Origin of the sequence: Gilliamella sp. B3023 (assembly GCF_026536845.1) — a bacterium.
Taxonomy (GTDB): Bacteria; Pseudomonadota; Gammaproteobacteria; order Enterobacterales; family Orbaceae; genus Gilliamella; species Gilliamella apicola_E.
In genome coordinates this window covers 1-21,910 of record NZ_JAFNNH010000012.1, presented here as the reverse complement: position 1 = coordinate 21,910, position 21,910 = coordinate 1, and the positions used below count along the sequence as shown (strand labels likewise).

The 21,910-nt window shown below is 35.7% G+C and carries 17 protein-coding genes; 7 read left to right on the top strand and 10 right to left on the bottom strand.

The features are described 5' to 3' along the window. Positions 1-9 precede the first annotated feature (9 nt). From rpsA to ptrA, 5 genes are all read right to left on the bottom strand, one after another. Positions 10-1,692, bottom strand: a complete 1,683-nt coding sequence (gene rpsA, locus J3U16_RS08215) for a 30S ribosomal protein S1 (protein ID WP_065561941.1) — start codon at positions 1,690-1,692, stop codon at positions 10-12. Positions 1,693-1,812: 120 nt separating this feature from the next. After that, positions 1,813-2,493 carry a (d)CMP kinase gene (gene cmk / locus J3U16_RS08210; RefSeq protein ID WP_065561942.1) on the bottom strand — a complete coding sequence of 227 codons (681 nt, stop codon included), beginning with the start codon at positions 2,491-2,493 and terminating at the stop codon, positions 1,813-1,815. Between the two features lies 1 nt (position 2,494). Next, positions 2,495-3,775, bottom strand: a complete 1,281-nt coding sequence (gene aroA / locus J3U16_RS08205) for a 3-phosphoshikimate 1-carboxyvinyltransferase (protein ID WP_267337525.1) — start codon at positions 3,773-3,775, stop codon at positions 2,495-2,497. Positions 3,776-3,805: 30 nt separating this feature from the next. Then, a complete protein-coding gene (locus J3U16_RS08200) occupies positions 3,806-4,678 on the bottom strand; it encodes a helix-turn-helix domain-containing protein (RefSeq protein WP_065734569.1) in 873 nt (290 codons plus the stop codon). A 100-nt stretch (positions 4,679-4,778) separates the two neighbouring features. Further along, positions 4,779-7,658: a pitrilysin gene (ptrA, locus tag J3U16_RS08195; protein ID WP_267342855.1), complete on the bottom strand. Its 2,880-nt coding sequence runs from the start codon at positions 7,656-7,658 to the stop codon at positions 4,779-4,781. 294 nt (positions 7,659-7,952) lie between these two features. Here ptrA and J3U16_RS08190 point away from each other — a divergent pair, with 294 nt between their 5' ends. The 4 genes from J3U16_RS08190 to J3U16_RS08175 are packed head-to-tail and all read left to right on the top strand — an operon-like array spanning position 7,953 to position 12,572. Continuing rightward, positions 7,953-9,143: a YaiO family outer membrane beta-barrel protein gene (locus tag J3U16_RS08190; protein ID WP_267342853.1), complete on the top strand. Its 1,191-nt coding sequence runs from the start codon at positions 7,953-7,955 to the stop codon at positions 9,141-9,143. After that, entirely contained in the window at positions 9,131-10,021 is an 891-nt protein-coding gene (locus J3U16_RS08185; protein WP_267342851.1) for a hypothetical protein, read from the top strand. Before J3U16_RS08190 ends, J3U16_RS08185 begins: the two co-directional genes overlap by 13 nt. Positions 10,022-10,054: 33 nt before the next feature. Beyond that, on the top strand, positions 10,055-11,470 hold the full coding sequence (locus J3U16_RS08180; protein WP_220224913.1) for a glycosyltransferase family 2 protein: 1,416 nt from the start codon (positions 10,055-10,057) through the stop codon (positions 11,468-11,470). Further along, the gene (locus J3U16_RS08175; RefSeq protein ID WP_267330877.1) at positions 11,460-12,572 is read left to right on the top strand and encodes a hypothetical protein; all 1,113 of its coding nucleotides are present in this window, start codon (positions 11,460-11,462) and stop codon (positions 12,570-12,572) included. The genes J3U16_RS08180 and J3U16_RS08175 overlap by 11 nt, the downstream gene beginning before the upstream one ends. Positions 12,573-12,604: 32 nt before the next feature. Here J3U16_RS08175 and prfC read toward each other — a convergent pair whose 3' ends face one another. Continuing rightward, complete coding sequence (gene prfC / locus J3U16_RS08170; protein ID WP_065561949.1) at positions 12,605-14,197, bottom strand: peptide chain release factor 3; 1,593 nt, start codon at positions 14,195-14,197, stop codon at positions 12,605-12,607. 193 nt (positions 14,198-14,390) lie between these two features. Here prfC and ilvY point away from each other — a divergent pair, with 193 nt between their 5' ends. Both ilvY and J3U16_RS08160 read left to right on the top strand, forming a co-directional pair. Then, positions 14,391-15,290, top strand: a complete 900-nt coding sequence (ilvY, locus tag J3U16_RS08165) for an HTH-type transcriptional activator IlvY (protein WP_065734573.1) — start codon at positions 14,391-14,393, stop codon at positions 15,288-15,290. Positions 15,291-15,357: 67 nt separating this feature from the next. Further along, complete coding sequence (locus tag J3U16_RS08160) at positions 15,358-17,391, top strand: 3-hydroxybutyrate oligomer hydrolase family protein (RefSeq protein ID WP_267342850.1); 2,034 nt, start codon at positions 15,358-15,360, stop codon at positions 17,389-17,391. Between the two features lie 52 nt (positions 17,392-17,443). On the opposite strand, the gene J3U16_RS08155 is transcribed toward J3U16_RS08160, so the two are convergent. The 3 genes from J3U16_RS08155 to fsa form a co-directional block, all read right to left on the bottom strand. Then, a complete protein-coding gene (locus J3U16_RS08155) occupies positions 17,444-18,031 on the bottom strand; it encodes an ACP phosphodiesterase (RefSeq protein ID WP_267342849.1) in 588 nt (195 codons plus the stop codon). A 2-nt stretch (positions 18,032-18,033) separates the two neighbouring features. Continuing rightward, a complete protein-coding gene (locus J3U16_RS08150) occupies positions 18,034-18,816 on the bottom strand; it encodes a siderophore-interacting protein (RefSeq protein WP_267342848.1) in 783 nt (260 codons plus the stop codon). Positions 18,817-18,952: 136 nt separating this feature from the next. Beyond that, on the bottom strand, positions 18,953-19,615 hold the full coding sequence (gene fsa, locus J3U16_RS08145) for a fructose-6-phosphate aldolase (RefSeq protein ID WP_267337518.1): 663 nt from the start codon (positions 19,613-19,615) through the stop codon (positions 18,953-18,955). 232 nt (positions 19,616-19,847) lie between these two features. Between fsa and J3U16_RS08140 the strand changes: the two genes are divergently transcribed. Next, complete coding sequence (locus J3U16_RS08140) at positions 19,848-20,702, top strand: AraC family transcriptional regulator (RefSeq protein ID WP_065734578.1); 855 nt, start codon at positions 19,848-19,850, stop codon at positions 20,700-20,702. A gap of 342 nt (positions 20,703-21,044) precedes the next feature. Here the strand turns inward: J3U16_RS08140 and J3U16_RS08135 are convergent. Further along, positions 21,045-21,910: hypothetical protein (locus tag J3U16_RS08135; RefSeq protein ID WP_267342846.1), on the bottom strand; the 866-nt coding region annotated here is incomplete at its 5' end.

Here is a 21,910-nt window from a genome sequence, read left to right as displayed (position 1 = left end):
AGATATTTTTTACTCAGTTTTTGACGCAGCTTTGAATGCTTCAGCCATTGCGTTAGTAAATGACGCATCTTCTTGAGGTGCAGTATTATTTACAGCAGCAAGTGCTTCTTTCTCATCAGCTTCATCTTTAGCACGGATAGATAAAGAAATTGCACGAGTTTTACGATCGATATTTACAATCTTCGCTTCAACTTCATCACCAACGTTCAATGCAGTAGTTGCATCTTCAACACGTTCACGAGCAATATCTTGTGCTTTTAAGTAACCTTCGATACCTTCAGCAATTTCGATTGTTGCACCTTTAGCATCAACAGCGGTAACTTTACCTTTAACAATTGATCCTTTTTTGAAGTTAGATGCAAAACTGCTGAATGGATCGTCTTCAAGTTGTTTGATACCTAATGAGATACGTTCACGCTCAGCATCAACTTGTAAAACAACGGCTTCAATATCATCACCTTTCTTATAAGCTTTAACTGCTTCTTCACCTGGCATATTCCAAGAAATATCAGAAAGATGAACTAAACCATCAATACCACCGTCTAAACCAATGAAGATACCAAAGTCAGTGATTGATTTGATCTTACCGCTAACTTTATCACCTTTATTGTGTGCTTCAGCAAATTGTAACCATGGATTTGGTTTACATTGTTTAAGACCAAGAGAAATACGACGACGTTCTTCATCAATTTCAAGAACAACAACTTCAACTTCATCACCTAAGCTAACCACTTTAGATGGGTGAATGTTTTTGTTAGTCCAATCCATTTCAGAAACGTGAACTAAACCTTCAACGCCAGTTTCGATTTCTACGAAACAACCGTAATCAGTTAAGTTAGTTACTTTACCAGTTACTTTAGTACCTTCTGGGTAACGTTTAGCGATTGAAACCCATGGATCTTCGCCTAATTGTTTTAAGCCAAGAGAAACACGTGAACGATCTTTATCGAATTTAAGAACTTTAACAAGTAATTCTTGACCAACTTCAACCACTTCACTTGGGTGTTTAACACGTTTCCAAGCCATATCAGTAATATGAAGTAAACCATCAACCCCACCAAGATCAACGAATGCACCGTAATCAGTAAGATTTTTGATGATACCTTTAACTTCAGAACCTTCTTGTAGATTTTCAAGAAGTTGTTCTCTTTCTGCGCTATTTTCAGATTCAATTACTGCACGACGAGAAACAACTACGTTGTTGCGTTTTTGATCTAATTTAATAACTTTTAATTCGATTTCTCTATTTTCAATATGAGAAGTATCGCGTAATGGACGAACATCAACAAGCGAACCAGGTAGGAACGCACGAACGCCATTAAGATCAACCGTAAAGCCACCTTTAACTTTACCATTGATAACACCTAAAACGGTTGCAGCATCTTCAACTGCTTTCTCTAATGTTAGCCACGCTTCATGACGTTTAGCTTTTTCACGAGATAAAATTGTTTCACCAAAGCCATCTTCAATTGAGTCAAGAACAACGTCAACAACGTCGCCAACTTGAACTTCTAATTCGCCTTGGGCATTTTTAAACTGCTCTACTGGAATTGCTGATTCAGATTTTAAACCAGCATCAACTAAAACAACATCTTTGTCGATTGCAACGACAGTACCACGGATCATATTACCAGAACGAGTGTCTAGTTGATTTAAAGACTCTTCAAAGAGTTGAGCAAAAGATTCAGTCATATTTTATTTACTTTAAGTTTAATTTAACGTCCACATTACTTCATGTCTTGTGGGGTTGTTTACGATACTCCACTCATCCTTGTAATGGAGCTTGGTTCACGCCAAAGTTTAAATATAAACTTACAGCGCAAGTTTTTCTTTAATATACATAACAGATTGATTAAAAACATCTTGAATTGAAAGCGATGTTGTATCAATTATTAGTGCATCAACCGCAGGCTTTAATGGCGCAACAACTCGATTACGATCTCGTTCATCTCGCGCGGTTATCTCCTGCAAAATTTCGGCGAATTTAGCATGAATTTGCTTATCTTGCAACTGTTTCATTCTTCTTTCTGCCCTTGATTGTGCACTAGCATCAAGAAATAGTTTAACTGGGGCATCAGTAAATACCACTGTCCCCATATCACGACCATCAGCAACTAGCCCTGGCAACTGTCTAAAGTCACGTTGTCGCTGTAATAAAGCAACTCTAACTTCATTTATTGACGCAACTTTTGAAGCGGCTCCACCAGTCTCTTCTGTTCTTATCTCGCGAGAAACATCCACATCATCTAACAAAACTTTCACATCATCACTACTGGTATCAAACGTAAGCGGCAGGTTAAGAGCCAATGTTGCTAATTGTTTAGCATCATCTAATGCAATATTTTGTTTCAAAGCAGCAAGTGCAAGCACACGATAAATTGCACCAGAATCTAAAAGGTGCCACTTAAAATGATTCGCTAATGCTTGACACAAAGTGCCCTTGCCAACTCCACTTGGTCCATCAACAGCAATAACCGGAATATTTTTAGTCATGTTATATTTCGCTTAATCGTTTAAATTGTTCAAAATAATCAGGAAAGGTTTTCATTGTGCATTTTGGGTCTAAAATTGTGACTGGAGTATCAGACAGTGCAACTAATGAAAAACACATTGCCATACGATGGTCATTGTAAGTTTTAATATCAGCATGATTTAATTTAATTGGAGGAATAATTGTAATATAGTCATCCCCTTCCTCAACGGTCGCACCTACTTTACGTAGCTCGGTTGCCATTGCTGATAAGCGATCCGTTTCTTTAACACGCCAATTGTAAATATTTCGAATAGTCGTTGGACCTTTAGCGAATAACGCAGTAGTTGCAATGGTCATTGCTGCATCAGGTATATGGTTCATATCCATATCAATGCCATTTAATTCATTGCGAGTACATTCAATATAATCATCAGCCCAAGTGATTTTAGCGCCCATCTTTTCAAGCACATGTGCAAATTGGGTATCGCCTTGTAAACTCTTTTTACCAATACCTGTTACGCGAACAGTGCCACCTTTGATTGCCGCAGCAGCTAAAAAATAAGAGGCTGAAGAGGCATCACCCTCAACCAAATAATGGCCTGGTGATTGATAAGTTTGATTAGCTTTAATGATAAATTTTTGATATTTTTCATTAATAACCGAAACACCAAACATCTCCATCATTTTTATCGTGATATCAATATAAGGTTTAGAAACCAGATCACCAATAATAGTAATTTCAGTATCGTTGGCAGCTAGCGGTGCAGCCATTAAAAGTGCGGTTAAGAACTGACTTGATACCGAACCATTTACCTCAATCTTTCCACCGGTAAAACCACCATGGATATGTAATGGAGGATAACCTTCGTTTTCAAGATAATCAATCTTAGCCCCACCTTGACGCAAAGCATCAACCAAATGGCCAATTGGACGCTCTTTCATACGAGGTTCGCCGGTTAATACAATATTGTTATCAGCTAAACACAACGCAGCGGCTAATGGACGCATAGCGGTCCCAGCATTACCTAAAAATAGCTCTAATGGATGAGTAGAGTGTAATTTGCCACCTACTCCTTCAATATCACAAATTGTTCGATCACTTGATAATTGATATTTAATATCCAAAGCTTTTAAAGCATCAAGCATATAGCGCACATCGTCACTATCAAGTAAATTAGTTAATCGTGTTTTACCATTGCTAAGTGCAGACAAAAGTAAGGCACGATTTGAAACACTTTTAGAACCAGGTAGGTTAATCGTACCACTAAATTTTTTTATCGGTTGTAATGTTAAAGATAACATAGTAACTCTCTTTAATAATTTCAATATTCTTTAGAATTTATCTAAGGTGGCTTTCAATAAATTTATCGCTTGCTGATCTTTGGCACTATCTTGCCACAATTTATCAAATAAATGACGATAACGCTTAATCGCATCTTCTGATGAAGTTATTGAGGCGATACCCGTTGTAATATTAGGTAACTCACCTAATCTAAACGGGCTCATAGCTAAAGCTAACGCATTATCATTTTGATAAAATATTTGGAAAGCAATAGATGGAATAGCTTGCTCAGTAATAGCAATTGTTGGTGCATAAGCTTGATCTTCAATTAATTCGATTAAATGATAGACCTCCTTGCGCGCCAACAACATTCTTTCAGACTTTTTACCCGGCGAAATAGTCAGATTGCCAACTAAGCCGATATGCAAAAACCGTTCAACATTACGTAAGCTAATTAAATTAATTACTTTAGGGACAGATTGATAAAACTGAGTTTTGCGATCATGTAAAATAGATAAAGAAGTCGCATATCTTTCAGCCTCAATATTATCACTCGATTCTCTTAACATCATCCCTAAATGAGACAAATAATCAGGCGAAGTTAAAAGAAAAGAAAAGGGATCGAAATGAGAAAAGATATGAGTGGACTGCTCTTCGAGTTGACGCATACGCTCAAAAAAACCATCACCACTTGAATAATATTCTGTATCAATGCCAAGTAAACTAGCAAATGACGTATCTAACAAAGAAGCTAATCGTTCAAGCGTTTCTATTTTAACGATTTCGCCTTTTTCTAAACGGTAAACCGCAGCTCTTGAGATCCTAAGACTTTCAGCAACCTCTTCAGCCCTAAGAGAGGCAGCGATACGATAAGCTCGTAACCGCTGTCCGATAGCAAAATAATCAGTCGATCCAGTAATCATAATTTACTCAAACTATTGGGATTTCGGCAGTGTACCATATGATAAGTACAATGCCAATTTAATGTAATGATATTTCAGATCGAATCTATGTTTAAGAATATTATTTTAACAATTCGTCTTGTAACGATGATGCATTTTTGAACTCAGTATAATTGGTAATCGCTTCAGGTTGTTTTTTACCTTCCTCAGGCTGACCTAATACTTGCGATGCTATTACCAAACCTTTTTGTTCAATAACTGCACTTTTATAAAATTCAATTAAATCCTCTTTAGTGAGTTTCTTAAGTAACTCTATTTTTTTATCACGCGAATCGAATTGGAAACGAGATAAGCGATAGTCTGATCTCAAACGATCAAACTCTTCATCTAAAGATTGTGGTGGCATTGTCTGCTCTTCGATGATACTTCTCTTATACTCCTCAACATCATCATTAGATAATGCTTCTAGTTTAGTTAACATTGTTGGATAAAACGCTTGGTAACGTTTTAATAAATAAGCAGGATCATATTGATTACTTTGAACAGCAAACCCAAGTCCTACTGATTCACTTATGTATGATGGAAAAACACCAACCAGATAACCTAATTGTTCATTGCTACGCAGTTGATCAAAAAACCAAGAATACATAATGTTAGCTAAAGTATATCCAACTATTTGACTCTTAGTGGAATCATAATTGATTGGAAAATAGGTCATTAACAACGCATTATCTGTGCTTTTTGCTTGTTGGGTTATTCTAGCTGTAAAGGCAGTTTTAATTTTAATATCATCTAATGGTGTAAATTCAACATCACGCTTTAAAGTCTTTTGAATGGCATGATAAAGATCTAATGAATCTTCATTTGAGATATTACCCAAACTAATCATATAAGGAACTGATTGAGTCATCAAACTATCGCGATAAGCTTGAACATCACTTACAGTGATATTATTGGTAATTTGTCGTCTTTCACTTCGTTCATAATAGTGAGGCATTTTTGATAAAGCGAGAACTGGCTCTGACGCTAGACGTACACTTTCAAAATGGTCAGCCCCATCAAGTCGTTGAAGATACCATGATTTAGCTAATTGTAAATTTTGCTCATCAATGGTCACTTGTCGATAACTATTAAGAATGGCTAAAACCATATCTGGTAAATGTTGATTAAAACCATTAGCGGTTATCATTAGACCATTATCAAGACCCGTTGATAGTGACATTCCAGCATTACCTGCTTGAAATTGTAATTGCGTCAAATCTCGACTTACAATGTAATCAAGTAACTCAAAAGAAACTGACGATTTTGCATCTTTAAACGCCTGATTATTGCGTAAAGAAACAGCAATTACAGCCTTAGGATCGTGACTAAAATGACGACTAACAAAATGGATATGATTACCACGTTTACTAAATGTCGCGGGTTGAATCTGATCATTATTTTGTCTGACAATATTAAAATTGTCAGGAATATAAGGATTTAGCTCAGGCAAACTAAACGAAAACGCTTTACCTAAATCGGTCCAAGTTGTTTTTAATTCATCAGTAATATTATCAACTTTATAAGGTGCATTAAGAAAATAGGCCGTTTTATCTGTAGTTTGATTTGGGGCAATTAACCACACACGAGCATTTTCTGGAGTAAAACTTTTGATTCGATTGATAACCGCATCTTTATTCAAATGTTCAGCAACATAATCAGAATCTAATACATTTTTAACTGGATAAAGAAGCATCTGATCAGATAACCATTCTACATAAGACATATCACGGTTAACATCTTTATACTTAAAGGATAAAGCAAAGACCTTTTTTATCTCATCATAATACGCATCAGAAATACCTTGCTTCTCAATTAATTGTAAATAATTAAAAATCGCAGCAATAACCTTATCTTTCTGAGCTAAGCCTTCATCGGTTAAAATAACATTAATATTAAATGTGCCACTATTACCATAATATTTACTATCACTAGTGGCTTGAATGGCTTCAACTAAGCCCTGTTTTTGTAGCTGATCAGCTAACGTATTTTTACTATTATTACTGATTAGATAAATAAGGTACTCATTAGTCTTATCAGAAAATTTGTCGATATCATTTTCAATCGGAAATTTTAACGACAACATTTTTCTAGGTTGTGCTGGTATCATAGTAATTTCTTTACCAGTAAACTCCTGAGTAACAGCTTGTTGAGTAATTGGCGAAACAGTTATATTTTTATTAGGAATTTGACCATAAGTAGATTCAGCCAACGCTTCTAAATTTTTGATCGGTTGATTACTATAAATAACCCCAACCATAATATTAGCTGAATAATATTTATCATGAAAATTAACCAATGCATCTTGCAATTTACTATTATCTTTATCACGTAAAGTTTCTAAATTCCCACCAGAAAATTGTGATGCCGGATGATCCGGATTAATCGTCTCAGCGTCAACCTGCTGAATTCGAAAACCATCACTAGAGCGGTATAACGTCATCTCAGCATTAACAGCATTACGTTCTTTATCAGCAAATTTAGGATCAAAAATTGGCTCAGCAATGGCATCGGCTAAATAATCTAACGCCTTATCAATTACACTATTTTCAACTTCAAAGAAAAATGCGGTGCGATTACCGCTAGTTGTCGCATTGTAGTTACCAGCATGTCGAGCCAAAAATTCTGTAAAACTTGATGGTTGTGGATATTTTTTCGAACCCATTAACACCATATGTTCTGTGTAATGGGCTAAGCCTTGTTGAAGGGCTGGATCATATAATGAACCAACAGGCAATGCGATAGAGCCGAGTGATTTGGTTGCCTTAGGATCGGAAACTAATAACACACGCATTTTATTATCAAGTTCAATCACTTCATATTGACGATCATCTCGTTCGCTTTGGTGAACTTTATCTAATAAAACAGAATGATCATGCTTATTTTCAATAGCAAATGAATTGTTAAAAGAAAAAAGAGTTAATGCAGTAAAAAATAGTGTTCTTGTTTTCATATTATTCATAGAATTCTTTCCAAATAAGCGTTCATTATATTCCGAATTAATAAATAAAACGATTAAAAACCAACAATAAAAGGACATATGTCAAATTTCAAAAAACATACTTAATTTTTATATGTATTTTATTATCTGTTTCATATATAATTCGGCCCAATACGTTTATCGTATTAATCTAGTAAAAATACGTTAGACGCTACTCAGTCCCAAACTTTCCCAAATTTGTCGATTTTATCGACGCATAAAGATACACATTAGTTTTTGATATTTAGAAATAATTTAATGGATTAAGGTAATTATATGTACTATAAGTTTGTCTTAATTGTCAGTATTTTGTTTTGCAGTTATCAAACAGTCGCAACCACAAATAGAGATAATGATGCAATAAAAGCAGATCAATTATTAAAAGAAAGTATTGATGCGAAAAAAACACAAAATTTTGAATTAGCAATATCAAAATTAATAAAAGCGAATCAACTACAGCCAAATAATTCCGATATTCTTGTCCAACTAGGTTTCAATTATTACGCACTAACTCAGTTAGAACAAGCAAAAAAATCGTTTGAATCCGCACTTGATATCGCCCCCAATTACGTAGATGCGCAATATGGTTTAGTTAGTGTTGTTTTAGCAAAAGATCCTAACCATCCCGAAAAAGCCAAATTGTTGCTTGATAAGTATTTAAATCTAACACCTAATGACGAACAATTACTGTCCCTACAGGCAAACATTGATAACATAAAAAAAAATACACATTACTGGAATATTGTTCTATCTGGCACACATAGTCGATTATCTAAATCTTTGCCGAATTGGAATGAAGTGGATTTAGCACTATCTTATAGGCTATCACAGCAAAATACCATAACCGGCCATTTTACCCAAGCAAACCGTTTTCATAGCAACGACCAAAAAATAGGCCTCACTTATTGGCACACATTCAACAATAAAGCGTATGGTTATCTATCAGGTTCTGTCGCCACATCTAAAAAATTTTACGCAACATATACAATAACAACCGGTGGGGATTATCAATTATTTTCCCCGTATAATGATCAAATAAATTCATTCCATATCACCCTCGATGCAAAGTTGGACCACTATAACGATGGCAACATTAAAACTATTTCACCGGGTATTGAACAATTTTTCTTTAATGATCGTTTATCCATAGCAGGTAAATGGTACAACACATTTGATCAAGACAACCATCATATGAGTGGTTATTTATTTAAAACCACCATATCACCTACAGAAGAATTACATCTATTTGCAGGATACGCAAATAGTCAAGAAACATCCGACCGTTCGATAAAATTTAATCGTTCATTAATTAAAGTCAAATCTCATTTTATTGGATTGTCATATGACATATCTAATTCAATAACTGGGTTTGTAAACTATAATAATGAAGAAAGAGTTCAAACCAACCACAGCCGTAAGTTATATACTAAAAAAACACTAGGATGTGGAATAAAATGGACATTCTAACTCGATACTTAAATTTATATAATGCCTGTTTCATTTTTATTAGCTTTATTGTATTGATAGTAACCATTGCAATTTACATCAAACGTGAAATTCAATTTAGAAGACATAAGAAATTAAAATTGCAATTGCTAAAAATTTACAAAAAAGCATTGAAAACAGGTGATGAATCTTATTTTAAGCAAGAGATAACAAAAAAATTATCGCTAAATTGCGTAGCAATAATTGCTGCTTATTTTTTCGAGAAACATCGCGAAAAACATATTTTAACTTATTTTGATCTGGAACCATTCCAAAATAAACTTAGGTTACTATTAAAAAAAGGCACAATAAAACAGAAAATTGATGCAGCTAACATGTTAGCATATTATCCTTGCGAAAAAACGAATCAAGCGTTAATTCAGGCTTGTAACAGTTCTCGCCAAGAAGTCGCCATTGCTGCAGCATTGAGTCTAGTTAAAAACGCTTCAGGTATTTCGATAATTCAGATAATGATTACGCTATTTAACAAGATACCGCAAAAAGGCGTATTTTGCTTTTTTAGGCTTTTACCTTCTAATAAATTTCTAGAGCTTGAATCGCTAATCAATTGTGAAAATTTTAGCAATCACAATAGTCAATTTTTTACTATCTTAAAAAAAATTTCTAAGAACTACATTATCCCCTATCTTATTCTTGCAAAAGAAGATGAGCGTACTTATATGCAAACTTTTTTTGAAAATTTACTGGAACTTCAAACAACACCACAAGGGATTATACACAGTTGTTATCTTCTTAATTTCATTAATGAAGAATGTTACATAAAGAAATCATTAAGCATTGAAAAACTAATAACAGAACATTTTGATTTAAAAAGCAAACTATTTATCGATAAAAATTAAATAATTATTAAAGCAAGAGATGTGGGTAAAACAATGAGTGATTATATAAACAACATAATGATGTTTGGTGTTAAATTCTTAGTTATAACGATAATGCTAATTGGATTAGTGCAAATATTCATCTATTTTGTGCAGCTACTAGTAACAATTTATGTGTTACTCAAAAATCCGAACAAAGAGAGAAAGATCCAGACCGAAAATGATGGTATTTCACATCCAATTACAATCATTTTACCAGCTTATAATGAAAGTGTAACTATAATTGATAGTATCGAATCAACATTAGCGACTCATTACCCTAATGTTGAAATGATAGTTGTAAATGATGGCTCAACAGACAACACTTTTTCAAAAGTGAAAGAATACTTTGATTTACAACCTATTGCGCATCACTTAAATGAACGTAATCAACTCTCTCATGCTAAAATAAGAGATGTTTATGTATCAAAAAAAGATAGCCGGCTTCGAGTTATCGATAAAGAAAATGGTGGCAAAGCAGACGCACATAATGCAGCAATTAATTTAAGTAATTCCCCAATTATCTGTCTTATAGATGCTGATTCAATTTTAGCACCTGATGCCATTAACAAAGCTGTAGTCCCTCTAATTGATGACCCAAAAACAGTTGCAGTAGGTGGAGCTGTGCGAGTTGCTAATAGTTGTTCTATTAGAAATGGAATAATATCTAAAATCAATTTATCTAAAAGATTCATCGTACAAATTCAAATTCTTGAATATATGAGAGTATTTCTCTTGGCAAAAATTGCTTGGAATCATTTTAATACTTTACCGATAATTTCAGGTGCATTTGGTTTATTTAGACGAGATTTTGCAATAAAGGTCGGTGGTTTTTGTGTCGGTTCTGTTGGTGAAGACTATGATATCACTCTAAAATTGCACAAATATATTTATGACTCTAATGTTGATTACAAAATTGATTATGTACCAACCGCCATATGTTGGACCCAAGTGCCTGAAAAATGGAAGGTATTAAAAAACCAACGTATACGATGGCATATTGGCGCACTACAAACTTTTATAAATTTTAAGTCGTTAACGTTTAAACTAAAATATAAAAAGTTAAGCCTTATGCTATTACCTTTTTCAATATTAACCGATATTTTAGGTCCAATTGCTGAACTGCTAGGTTACTTTTTAATACCGCTTATTTGGTCTCTTGACATGATAGATAGCAACGTAATGTTATCTTATTTTTTAATTGTTTTTGGATACAATAGCCTTATAAGTGCTTTTGCTATAGCGATTGATGGTGTGCTATTATCAGGTTTAGATAAAACTAGATATCTACTAAAACTATTTATTACTGCATTACTAGATAACTTTGGTTATCGACAGTTATACCTATATTGGAAGCTTAAAGGCTATGCTAGATTAATAAAAGGCAATTTATCTTGGGGAAAAATGGAGAGGGTAAAATTTGACAAATAAACTTAAAATCATCTATTTATTATTTGTGATAAGTTTTATGAGTCCTGCAACATTTGCTGAAAATTTAGCATTAAATATTAGCTCCATCAATTTAAAACATTGGTATTACTTAAGTACTCATGAAATCAAAAAAAGTGCTACCTTACTATTAAAGCTACTTGAAAAAAAAGATTTCATAAACACTAATTCGGTGCTTAAAAATGCCAATGTCTATTCAAATATTAATCAATTAAATGCGGATAAGATGAAGTCAAATTATACCTCTTTGCCCAATCAATATAGATCCGATATCAATATTTCGATGTGGAATTGGCATACTGAAAATTGGATTCATTCACCAAGTCAATTTCTGACTAAACTAAAACAAAAAGGTATTAATCAAGTTTATCTCCAATTGAATATTGTAAATGGGCATATTCAAAATCAAGATAAGCTATTTCAGCTACTTGATATCGCAGCTAAAAAGAAAATGAGCATTATTGCTGTTGAAGGGGCACCTGATATGATTACTGATTCGGGTTTAAAAAATGCCATTGAACGCAATAAAGTCATTAAAAAGTTATGCCAAATACACAATCCTTGTCTTGCGGGAATTCAATATGATATTGAACCATACTTATTGGCTGAATATGCACAAAATAAAAGTCACATTTGGCAAAGATGGAATAATGCAATAAAAACATTAAGTGAAACTTGGCATGATAAAATTGAAATAGTCTTGCCTTTTTGGTTACTTGATATAGAAGACGGAAAAAATATAGTCGAAAAGACACTACCATATAGCTCAAAATTAATTATTATGGCTTATCGCACAAAGTTAGCACAAATTTATACGATTAGTTCTCAATGGCTAACTTGGGGAGAGCTCAACAATAAAAAAATTGTTATCGCTCTTGAAAGCAGCATTATTGAAGATGAAACATCAGAAAATTACAATCAATATCCACAAAGTGACGAATCACAAACCACAAGCTTAAATCAATCTATTAGCTTTATGGGGGAAGAAAAAAAATTATTTAGCACGATTAACCAGCTATCAACCTATTTTTCTCAATGGTCATCATTTGAACGATTTGCTTTGAATGGTTTGGAAAGTAAATAAAAGAGACAGAGTCTCTTTTATTATATAGCATATTAATGTTCGCGAGTTTTTCTGAACTCAACATCCGGATAACGTTCTTGGGTTAAATTTAGATTAACCATACTTGGTGCAATATAAGAAAGATTATCACCACCATCTAAAGCCAAATTCTGTTCACATTTGCGTTTAAAGTCTTCAAGTTTCTTAGCATCGCTACACTCAACCCAACGCGCAGTGGTGACGTTTACTGGCTCATAAATTGCTTCAACGTTATATTCAGATTTCAAACGGGCAACCACCACATCAAACTGTAACACCCCAACTGCCCCAACAATTAAATCATTATTAGCAATTGGTCGGAATACTTGAACAGCCCCTTCTTCTGAAAGCTGAACTAAACCTTTTAACAATTGTTTTTGTTTAAGTGGATCTTTTAAACGAATTCGACGGAATAATTCCGGTGCAAAGTTAGGAATACCAGTAAATTTAAGATCTTCACCTTGGGTAAACGTATCACCAATTTGAATCGTACCGTGATTATGCAAACCAATAATATCACCAGCATAAGCTTGCTCAACATGATCACGATCGCCTGCCATAAAGGTTAATGCATCAGAAATATTAACATCTTTAGCAATACGAACATGGCGTAACTTCATACCTTTTTCATATTTACCTGAAACAATGCGCATAAATGCAACACGGTCTCGGTGTTTAGGATCCATATTTGCTTGGATCTTAAATACAAAACCGGTAAATTTTTCTTCGCTTGCTTCAACTTCTCGTTTATCTGTTTGCCGAGGCTGTGGTGCTGGCGCCCAAGCGGTTAGACCATCAAGCATATGATCTACACCAAAATTACCCAACGCAGTACCAAAAAACACAGGCGTTAAATCACCAGACAAAAATGCATCTAAATCAAACTCATTTGATGCACCTTGCACTAATTCTAATTCATCGCGAAGTTGTTGGGCCAAATCATCACCAATGGTGCTATCAAGTTCAGGATTATCTAATCCTTTAATGATTCTAACTTCTTGAATGGTATGACCTTTACCGGTTTGATAAAGATAAGTTTCATTTTTAGCTAAATGATAGACCCCTTTAAATAACTTACCACAACCAATTGGCCAAGTAATTGGGGCGCACATAATATTAAGCTCGTTTTCAACTTCATCTAACAACTCCATCGGATCACGAATATCACGGTCGAGCTTATTCATAAAAGTTAAAATAGGCGTGTTTCGTAAACGTGTAACTTCCATTAATTTACGCGTTCTGTCTTCGACACCTTTTGCTGCATCAATCACCATCAAACAACTATCAACTGCGGTTAAGGTTCGATAAGTGTCTTCCGAAAAATCCTCATGCCCGGGGGTATCAAGCAAGTTCACCAAACAGTCATTATAAGGAAATTGCATAACGGAAGTTGTAATTGAAATACCACGCTGTTTTTCCATCTCCATCCAGTCTGACTTAGCGTGCTGCGCATTAGCACCACGCCCTTTTACTGTGCCCGCAGTTTGAATGGCTTGTCCAAAAAGCAAAACTTTTTCGGTAATGGTTGTTTTACCGGCATCAGGGTGAGAGATAATTGCAAAAGTACGACGAGCATTCACTTCGTCTAAATAAGCTTGTTCTGTCATAAAATTAATTAATTTAGCTAAGCAAAAAAATGATGCGGTATTCTAGCAGGTCTCTATCTATATTGCCATTGATGAACGCTATTTTGCTATTTGCCTGATATCTATGCATAATAGAGCAAATAAAATCGAAGATGATATAATTAATCAATTATAACGGTGTCTACGCTAAATATTTCTCAATAATTAAATAGATATGAATATTCGTGACTTAAAATTGTTTTTACATCTATGTGATACATGTCATTTTGGAATAAGTGCCGATGCTATGCATGTAAGCCCTTCCACCCTTTCAAGGCAGATCCAGCGCCTTGAAGAACAATTTGGTCATCGATTATTTATTCGCGACAACCGACAAGTTCAAATTACCCACGAAGGTGAAAAAGTAAAACACTTTGCCCAACAAGTCATTAATCTACACCAACAATTAAAGCAAGAATTGGACCAAGCCGATCAACGATTAGTTGGTGAATTAACCTTATTTTGCTCGGTCACAGCGGCTTACAGCCATCTACCTGAAATACTTGATCGCTTTCGCCTACACTACCCATTAGTAGAAATTAAACTATCCACGGGAGATGCAGCCGATGCTGTTGAAAAAATTCAATCTCATCAAGCTGATTTAGCTATTGCAGGTAAACCCAAACAACTACCATCGGGTGTTGAATTTATTAAATTAGGTGAAATTGAAATGGTATTACTCATACCTAAACTTAATAGTTCATTCAGTGACAAATTGCATCAAAAAGCACCAGATTGGCATAATATCCCATTCATATTGCCTGAGCACGGCCCAAGCCGACATCGAATAGATTTATGGTTCAAACAACAAAAAATCACCAGCCCCAAAATTTATGCAACGGTAGCTGGGCACGAAGCCATTGTCTCCATGGTGGCTTTGGGTTGTGGCGTGGCTTTATTGCCTAAAGTAGTAATGGAAAATAGCCCAGAAAGAGTAAGAGAACGCATCACCGAATGGTCAACCAATTTAATGGAACCGTTTGATGTTGGCATATGTGTACAAAAAAGACGATTATCAGAAAAAATTATTTCAGCATTTTGGTCTATTAGTAACCCAAATTTACCAACTCAATAAAAAATAATATAATAAACTGTAGTTAATTAGTATATAGCAGTTAATTGAAATGTAGGGAACGAATGTAATGCCAATAAAATTAAAAAAAATAAGCACGTTATCCACCTTACTCTTTTTAACAATATTCTCAAATCCTAGTGGTGCTGAATTGGGTGATATTGCAAAGCAAAACCCGATTAATTATAAACCGCATTGGCTAGTTATTCATAGTTCAAACTACTATGATGGCGAAAGTGATGATCTTGTTACCGCTGGAATGGGGTTTACTGCATTATCGAAAATGATCCAAAAGGTCTATTATGCCGATCCATCAAATCCAACTCCCCAAGAATTGCGCCGTGCAAAACTAAATCGATTTATTGATACAAAAACGGGAGAAGGCTCGCTATTTGGATTTAAACGTGAGGATTTGTCGCCTTTATTTGACGGAAAAATTGCCGGCACAGAGATTTTAGCCACCATAAAAGATGAAAATGTTGGCTTGTTATTACAAGTTCCTGTTGATTTTAATAAGAAAAAACCCTGTATTGTTGCCGTACCGGCTTCGGGTTCTGATGGACTATATAACGCCAAAGATATACAAATCCGTGGATTGTGGGGTCTTAAACATAACTGCGCAGTAGTTTATAACGACAAAGGTTTAGGTACTGGTATTTATGATATTACCAACGAACAAGGCTTTACTGTTGATGGTCAAGTTGCTAAGGACAACATACTCTTCAAGCCAACTATCCAAAATCCAAAAGAGTTTATCAAAAATAATCCGCACCGTTATGCAGTAAAACAGCTCCATTCAAAGCAAAATCAAGAAGCAAGTTGGTCAAAATATAACTTCTTCTCAATTATTTTCGCTATGTATGAATTAAATGAGCTATTCCCTGAACCTGGTAAATTGAGCTTCTCCGAATCAAATACCCTTATATTAATCTATGGAGCAGAGGATGGTGCGACAGCTGCGCTTAAAATGGCTGAATCAGATGCGATGGGAAAAATTAATGGTGTAGTGGCTGTTAATCCACAAATTCAGCCACGCCAAGATAGCGCTATTGAAAACAAATCCTATCATTCACTACCGGATTACAGTACCTATGGGGCACTTTATATTCCTTGTGCCATACCGGCAATTGAACCCAATAAGCAGGACAAATACGTCCCTGAAGCCTCTAAATACCTTTTTTCACAAAACCGTTGTGATGCATTAAAACAAGCCAACATACTACCAACCGGCACACCGAAAGAGGCATTGAACAAACTGTATGATTATGGTTGGAAACCTGAAATGAGCATCCAATTACCTTATTTCTATCTTAATGAATCAATTGCCTACCCTTATAAATATATTAGTGCCTATGGTCGATATGATGTAACTGAAAACATGTGTGACTTTTCAGTGGCAAGTACTCAACAGGACCCCTATTTTAATTCTGGTGAAGTAAAACCACTAAAACAAGTCAATTTTGCCGAAATTTGGGGATTATCTAATGGCCAATTACCAATCTGGGCCAACCATGATGCCACAGCGATTGACCTAGTTGAAAATAAAGATGTCACATCGCCTCGACGTGAATGGTTTTCAAGTTCTACCATTGAACATCAAATAGATTATGGCACTAAAGGAGCCATTTGCTTAAGAGAAAAAATAAAAGAGCCTCGTGTAATTAAAGGGTCAGAAGAAGTCCAAGCAACAGGTAATTTAAATAAAATCAAAACCTTTATTGTTCATGGTAAAAACAACCCTAAACAACTTATCGACCACACATCTCGACCTTATGTTGCATTAAATAGTAAAGTTGAAGGAAAAGAGTCGCAACTTCGTTATATTGAAGTTGAAAATGCGAGTTATCTTGATGGCAAAGCGCCTTTTGACAACACCTTATTACCGATTGACTATTATGGTGAAGAAGCTATCGAATGGTTATGGGCAAATCTAACCAACCAAGTTAATTTACCAGAAAGTCAAGTTATACGCACCAAAGCTAGAGGTGGAATTATTGGGCAAGCTCCACAAGCTACGGCTGAAAATCTAGTCCCAATATCGCAAACTCCAGATACCAACAATCTAATCACTGTCGATAATGGCAAAATTATATTTCCGCAATAAAATCAAATTCACAAATGACTATCGAACAAATCAAATACGATTCGATAGTCATTTAATCATCTATATTCGATACTTTAATAAGTGAACACATTTTAGGATAAAGCTCGAAAAACAATGTTTTGAGTGGCGTATAATTTTGTTCAAAATCAATAAAGGTATCGCTTAATAAATAGAGCTTAGGTCGACGCTTTGCCATACCGTTTAAAACGTTACCAATAAAATCCACCGAGGCATAATTTACCAACCATTCACCACGCCACATTGCCCCCATAAAATCTTGATAATCAACAGGATAATTTGCGATATAAGGCTGAATCTGTCGCTTAGTAAAGGTATTGAATGATGAAAGAGATTGCTTAGCGTTAAATTCCGCCCAATATTTTGACAAAAAATGGTCCCAAATAATATCCAAGGTGATCGGTGCAACACGTTGATGTGATTGTCGAAAAAGCAATTTAGCTTGCTTAACTTCAGCAAAACTATCAATCAAACGATCAATCCTACGATGCAACATAATCCCATCGGCAATCTCTTTAGGATATTGTCGATAAGCATCACCTTTAACAAAATCAGCAACTGTATTACCAATCAACGAACTATTCGCCAACGTTGCCAAATGTAAATGTGCAAGAATATTCATGGCTAATCTCGATGTTTAAACTCCCCTTCAGCAAAACCTTCTCGCCAATAACTAGTAATGTGGACCGAACTAGGTTGCAAATCGACATATTTATCTTTAATGGCCTGACGTAATTGCCGAGCAAGCGAACACTCTAACCCGCCCCAAAACAATAGATTATCCTGCTGACTCAAATCCCAACTCATCACCGCATCAACTAATTGATTAGGATGATTGGCATCTTTAATCAACCATTGAACAGATAAATCAGATGGCAGTTCAACGATATCGCTCTTATGATTAACCTCAATAAAAGCAACTGCTTTATGATTTGCAGGTAAATGTTCAAGGGTATAACAGATGGTGGGCAGAGAAGACACATCACCCATCAAAATCAAATATTGATTATCAAATTCTAACTTACCTGCTGTCCCAACTATACCGATTTGATCGCCCACTTTTGCCTGTTGAGCCCAAACCGTCGCTAAACCGCTGTCGTGAATCGCAAAATCAATCACAATTTGATTGGACGACTCATCATAAGCCCGAATACTATAACTGCGAGCAAATTGACGAACTCTTTCACTCACCGAAATCTTATTATTTTCATCTAAAATCGGAAAAACAATTTCACCCGTTAACGGATCAGCAAATAACAACTTTAAATGAGGACAAATCCAATTTGGATTAACTTCTAAAGGCTTATCACAACTAAAATGTAACCGAAAATAACTCTCTGACGGCCTTTCAACTTTAATCACTGTCAATAAAGCATTAATAATGTATTTTTTTGATTTTTCGTGCATTTGGTGTTCTCTTCTATTCCTCTAATATCGCATCACTATCATACAACATAATTGGTATAAAAAAGGGGAATTTTTAATCGCGGGAAAGAGAAAAAAACCACCCTAAATTGGGTGGAATCTAAATCAATAGCAAGTATTAAAAGTGTAAGGCCCCAAACGCCCCACACCAATCCTGATCGAATTTAACCACAGCAGCATCGACGGCTGGATCTGAAATAAACAGCTCCGCCACATCCACCGGCAACGTAATTGACTGACAACCGGCAAGCATACAATCTAAAGCTTGTCTTGGCGTTCTAAAACTGGCTGCTAACACCATCGATTCAGGGCAATGCAAATCTAACAGCGCTTGTAGCTCATAAACCGTATCTTTACTATTACCACCTTGGGCATCAATACGGTTGACATAAGGAGCAATATATTTTGCACCAGCAAGCGCAGCCAAAAAGCCCTGACCCGCACCATAAACGGCCGTACCTAAAGTTGGAATACCCTGCTTGGTCAACTCCTTAATCGCCATCAACCCCTCGGCATTAACCGGGATTTTAGTCACAATCGATGGAATGACTTTACGAAGTTGCTCAGCTTCCTTAATCATCTCTTTAGCATTATGAGAAAGCACTTGCGCGAATAACAACTTATCAGAACCCAGCAAATCTTGTAATTCAGATAACAAATCAAAAATTGGCTTACCCGATTTAGCGACAATACTTGGATTAGTCGTAACCCCCTTTATTGGCAAAATTGCAGCTAAACGCTTAATTGCTGCAACATCGGCTGTATCTAAATATAATTCCATACCCACTCCTAATTAAATGCTTAATTGATGAATAGCATAGTAAAAAAAAATTTAACTCAAGCCTAGAAGACAAAATTTCTATTTACTGGACTTTTGTACGATAAATAGCAAAATGCGATCTCGATCACATTTTTAATAATAATCAATAACACATTAAATTAAATAAATTTTTCAATTTTAACTCCACAAGCTATAATTAAACCAACTGCACATTACTTGGTTTACTAACAATATGACCACAAACCTAAAAAACGTATTAACTCAGCTCACTAACCAACAAATCAACCACCTCTATTTTGCCAATAACCAACAAACGGCCCCGCTACATGCTTATCAAGTTGATTTTCCGAGGATCGAAGTGATTATAGAAGGTCAACAGCTTATGCAATGGGCTGACAGCAATGGCAAAATAATGACACAACAACTTGAAGTTAATGATCTGCTCTATATTACCGCTAATAGTTGGAACAAACCTATCCGCACAACCCCAATCACCTGGTTAAACATCTTATTTGGCAAACAGCAAATTGGCATCAGCATCGTTTATTGGGACGGCAACCAATTAATTCCGCTAGCACAAACCAACATACCAAGGCGAGGTCCACGAGTTGGCACCTTTATTATTCAAGCGCTATCTGAACTGACTTGGCAAAATCAACCACAAACTCAAACCGGCTACTACTTGATTCAAAGCCTGCTTAGTAACACCCTAGATTTACTCAATGCCGACATAAAAACCGCATCAAAAACCACCAGCTTATTCGAAGCAATACGCCAATATATTGATACTCATTTTCGGGAAGATATAAGCCGTGAATTTCTAGCTAAAATGTTTTATATCTCACCCAACTATTTATCCTATCTATTCAAAAACGAAGGCAAAATTGGCTTAAATGAATATCTCAACCATATCCGCATAGAGTACGCAAAATCACTACTTAAAGATTACGACTTAAACGTCAAAGAAATCTCGCTTGAAGCGGGTTTTAAAGATAGTAACTACTTTTGCCGAATTTTTAGAAAAAAAACCGAACGAACACCCACTGAATATCGACGGCAATATCATAGTAAATTATCGGAAAAGTAAACTCAGTTAATTGAAAGTAAGACAGAAGTTTCTAATTGCAAGCAATTAAGGAGCCCAAAAACCCCGCTCCTCAACTTTTTTGATATAAAAATAATTAAAAAATATCATCGCTTAGAGCCAGATTATCTATACGGGCAACATTACAAAGCGGAATGTTAAACGCCCAAACTACTACTGCTCAAAAAATCCCCCTCCGGTTGAGGGATGATGTCCGGAGGGGCTAAACTACTAAATCGTTTTTTATCTGAAAACGACCTTGACTCTTTAAGTCAAATATTTCTTAATGATTTAACTACTCCTTAATCCCCTAAGCTTTAAGGATTAAGGACGAAGAAATAAAAACTAAGGATGGGAGCAAAGTCCGTAGTGGACGCCGTAGGTGTAGTTCCAACTCACGTAACCGTCGTCTGTGTTCACGAGAAACTGGAGACTACCAGTCGGGTCACTAGTCCAGTACCAAACGTAGTGGAAGCCAACGCCTGAATAATCAGACAGTTCGCCCCACTCAGTGACAAAACCTGAACCTATATGACGCATGTAAAGATTATTAGGAGAAGAAGGAGTGGCACCGACTGAACCCTGACACCAAGGGCCTGAATTAAAACCACGACAAGATGAATTGGTTAAATCCCTTACGCTAGGCACTCGATAACCAATACGATTACACCAAGATAATGTATTAGCATAATTGTCCAGCTTAGAACCACGGTTCACGAACCACTGCTTCAAAGTAAAACCATATTTGACAACAGGAGTACCATTATTATCACGACCGACCAACTCGAAGGTCTGAGGCAAAGTAGGTTTAGAAATAGGACTAGGACTGGATGAATTACGCTGGGATTCGGTAGCGTAAGGACCAGTTAAAGTAACACGTACGCTTGTAGCAGTAGGATTAGACATAGTAGCAGTGATACCACCCTGAGAAACAGGAGACCAAAACAATGGCTGACTACTACCGGTAATGAGTAAATCAAAGTACAATCCATTAAGACCTGTAGTAGGAAAGTTTAGACCGTAAGAGGATGGGTCTGTTGACCGAGTGAGAAAACCCTTAGCAGGGTCCCACATCGAAGCTGGACCATTTTGCACAGAATTAGGGTGATGCGTACTTGGTTTGGCGAAACAAACCACCGGCCCAGCCTTAGGATTGACGTAATAAGTCTCACTACGAGCACTGAAAGTACTACGATTAGGAAATCCGTAAC

Coding starts and splice junctions, on each gene's coding strand:
- rpsA (WP_065561941.1), bottom strand. CDS start 1,692: ATGACTGAATCTTTTGCTCAACTCTTTGAAGAGTCTTTAAATCAACTA.
- cmk (WP_065561942.1), bottom strand. CDS start 2,493: ATGACTAAAAATATTCCGGTTATTGCTGTTGATGGACCAAGTGGAGTT.
- aroA (WP_267337525.1), bottom strand. CDS start 3,775: ATGTTATCTTTAACATTACAACCGATAAAAAAATTTAGTGGTACGATT.
- J3U16_RS08200 (WP_065734569.1), bottom strand. CDS start 4,678: ATGATTACTGGATCGACTGATTATTTTGCTATCGGACAGCGGTTACGA.
- ptrA (WP_267342855.1), bottom strand. CDS start 7,658: ATGAATAATATGAAAACAAGAACACTATTTTTTACTGCATTAACTCTT.
- J3U16_RS08190 (WP_267342853.1), top strand. CDS start 7,953: ATGTACTATAAGTTTGTCTTAATTGTCAGTATTTTGTTTTGCAGTTAT.
- J3U16_RS08185 (WP_267342851.1), top strand. CDS start 9,131: ATGGACATTCTAACTCGATACTTAAATTTATATAATGCCTGTTTCATT.
- J3U16_RS08180 (WP_220224913.1), top strand. CDS start 10,055: ATGAGTGATTATATAAACAACATAATGATGTTTGGTGTTAAATTCTTA.
- prfC (WP_065561949.1), bottom strand. CDS start 14,197: ATGACAGAACAAGCTTATTTAGACGAAGTGAATGCTCGTCGTACTTTT.
- ilvY (WP_065734573.1), top strand. CDS start 14,391: ATGAATATTCGTGACTTAAAATTGTTTTTACATCTATGTGATACATGT.
- J3U16_RS08160 (WP_267342850.1), top strand. CDS start 15,358: ATGCCAATAAAATTAAAAAAAATAAGCACGTTATCCACCTTACTCTTT.
- J3U16_RS08155 (WP_267342849.1), bottom strand. CDS start 18,031: ATGAATATTCTTGCACATTTACATTTGGCAACGTTGGCGAATAGTTCG.
- J3U16_RS08150 (WP_267342848.1), bottom strand. CDS start 18,816: ATGCACGAAAAATCAAAAAAATACATTATTAATGCTTTATTGACAGTG.
- fsa (WP_267337518.1), bottom strand. CDS start 19,615: ATGGAATTATATTTAGATACAGCCGATGTTGCAGCAATTAAGCGTTTA.
- J3U16_RS08140 (WP_065734578.1), top strand. CDS start 19,848: ATGACCACAAACCTAAAAAACGTATTAACTCAGCTCACTAACCAACAA.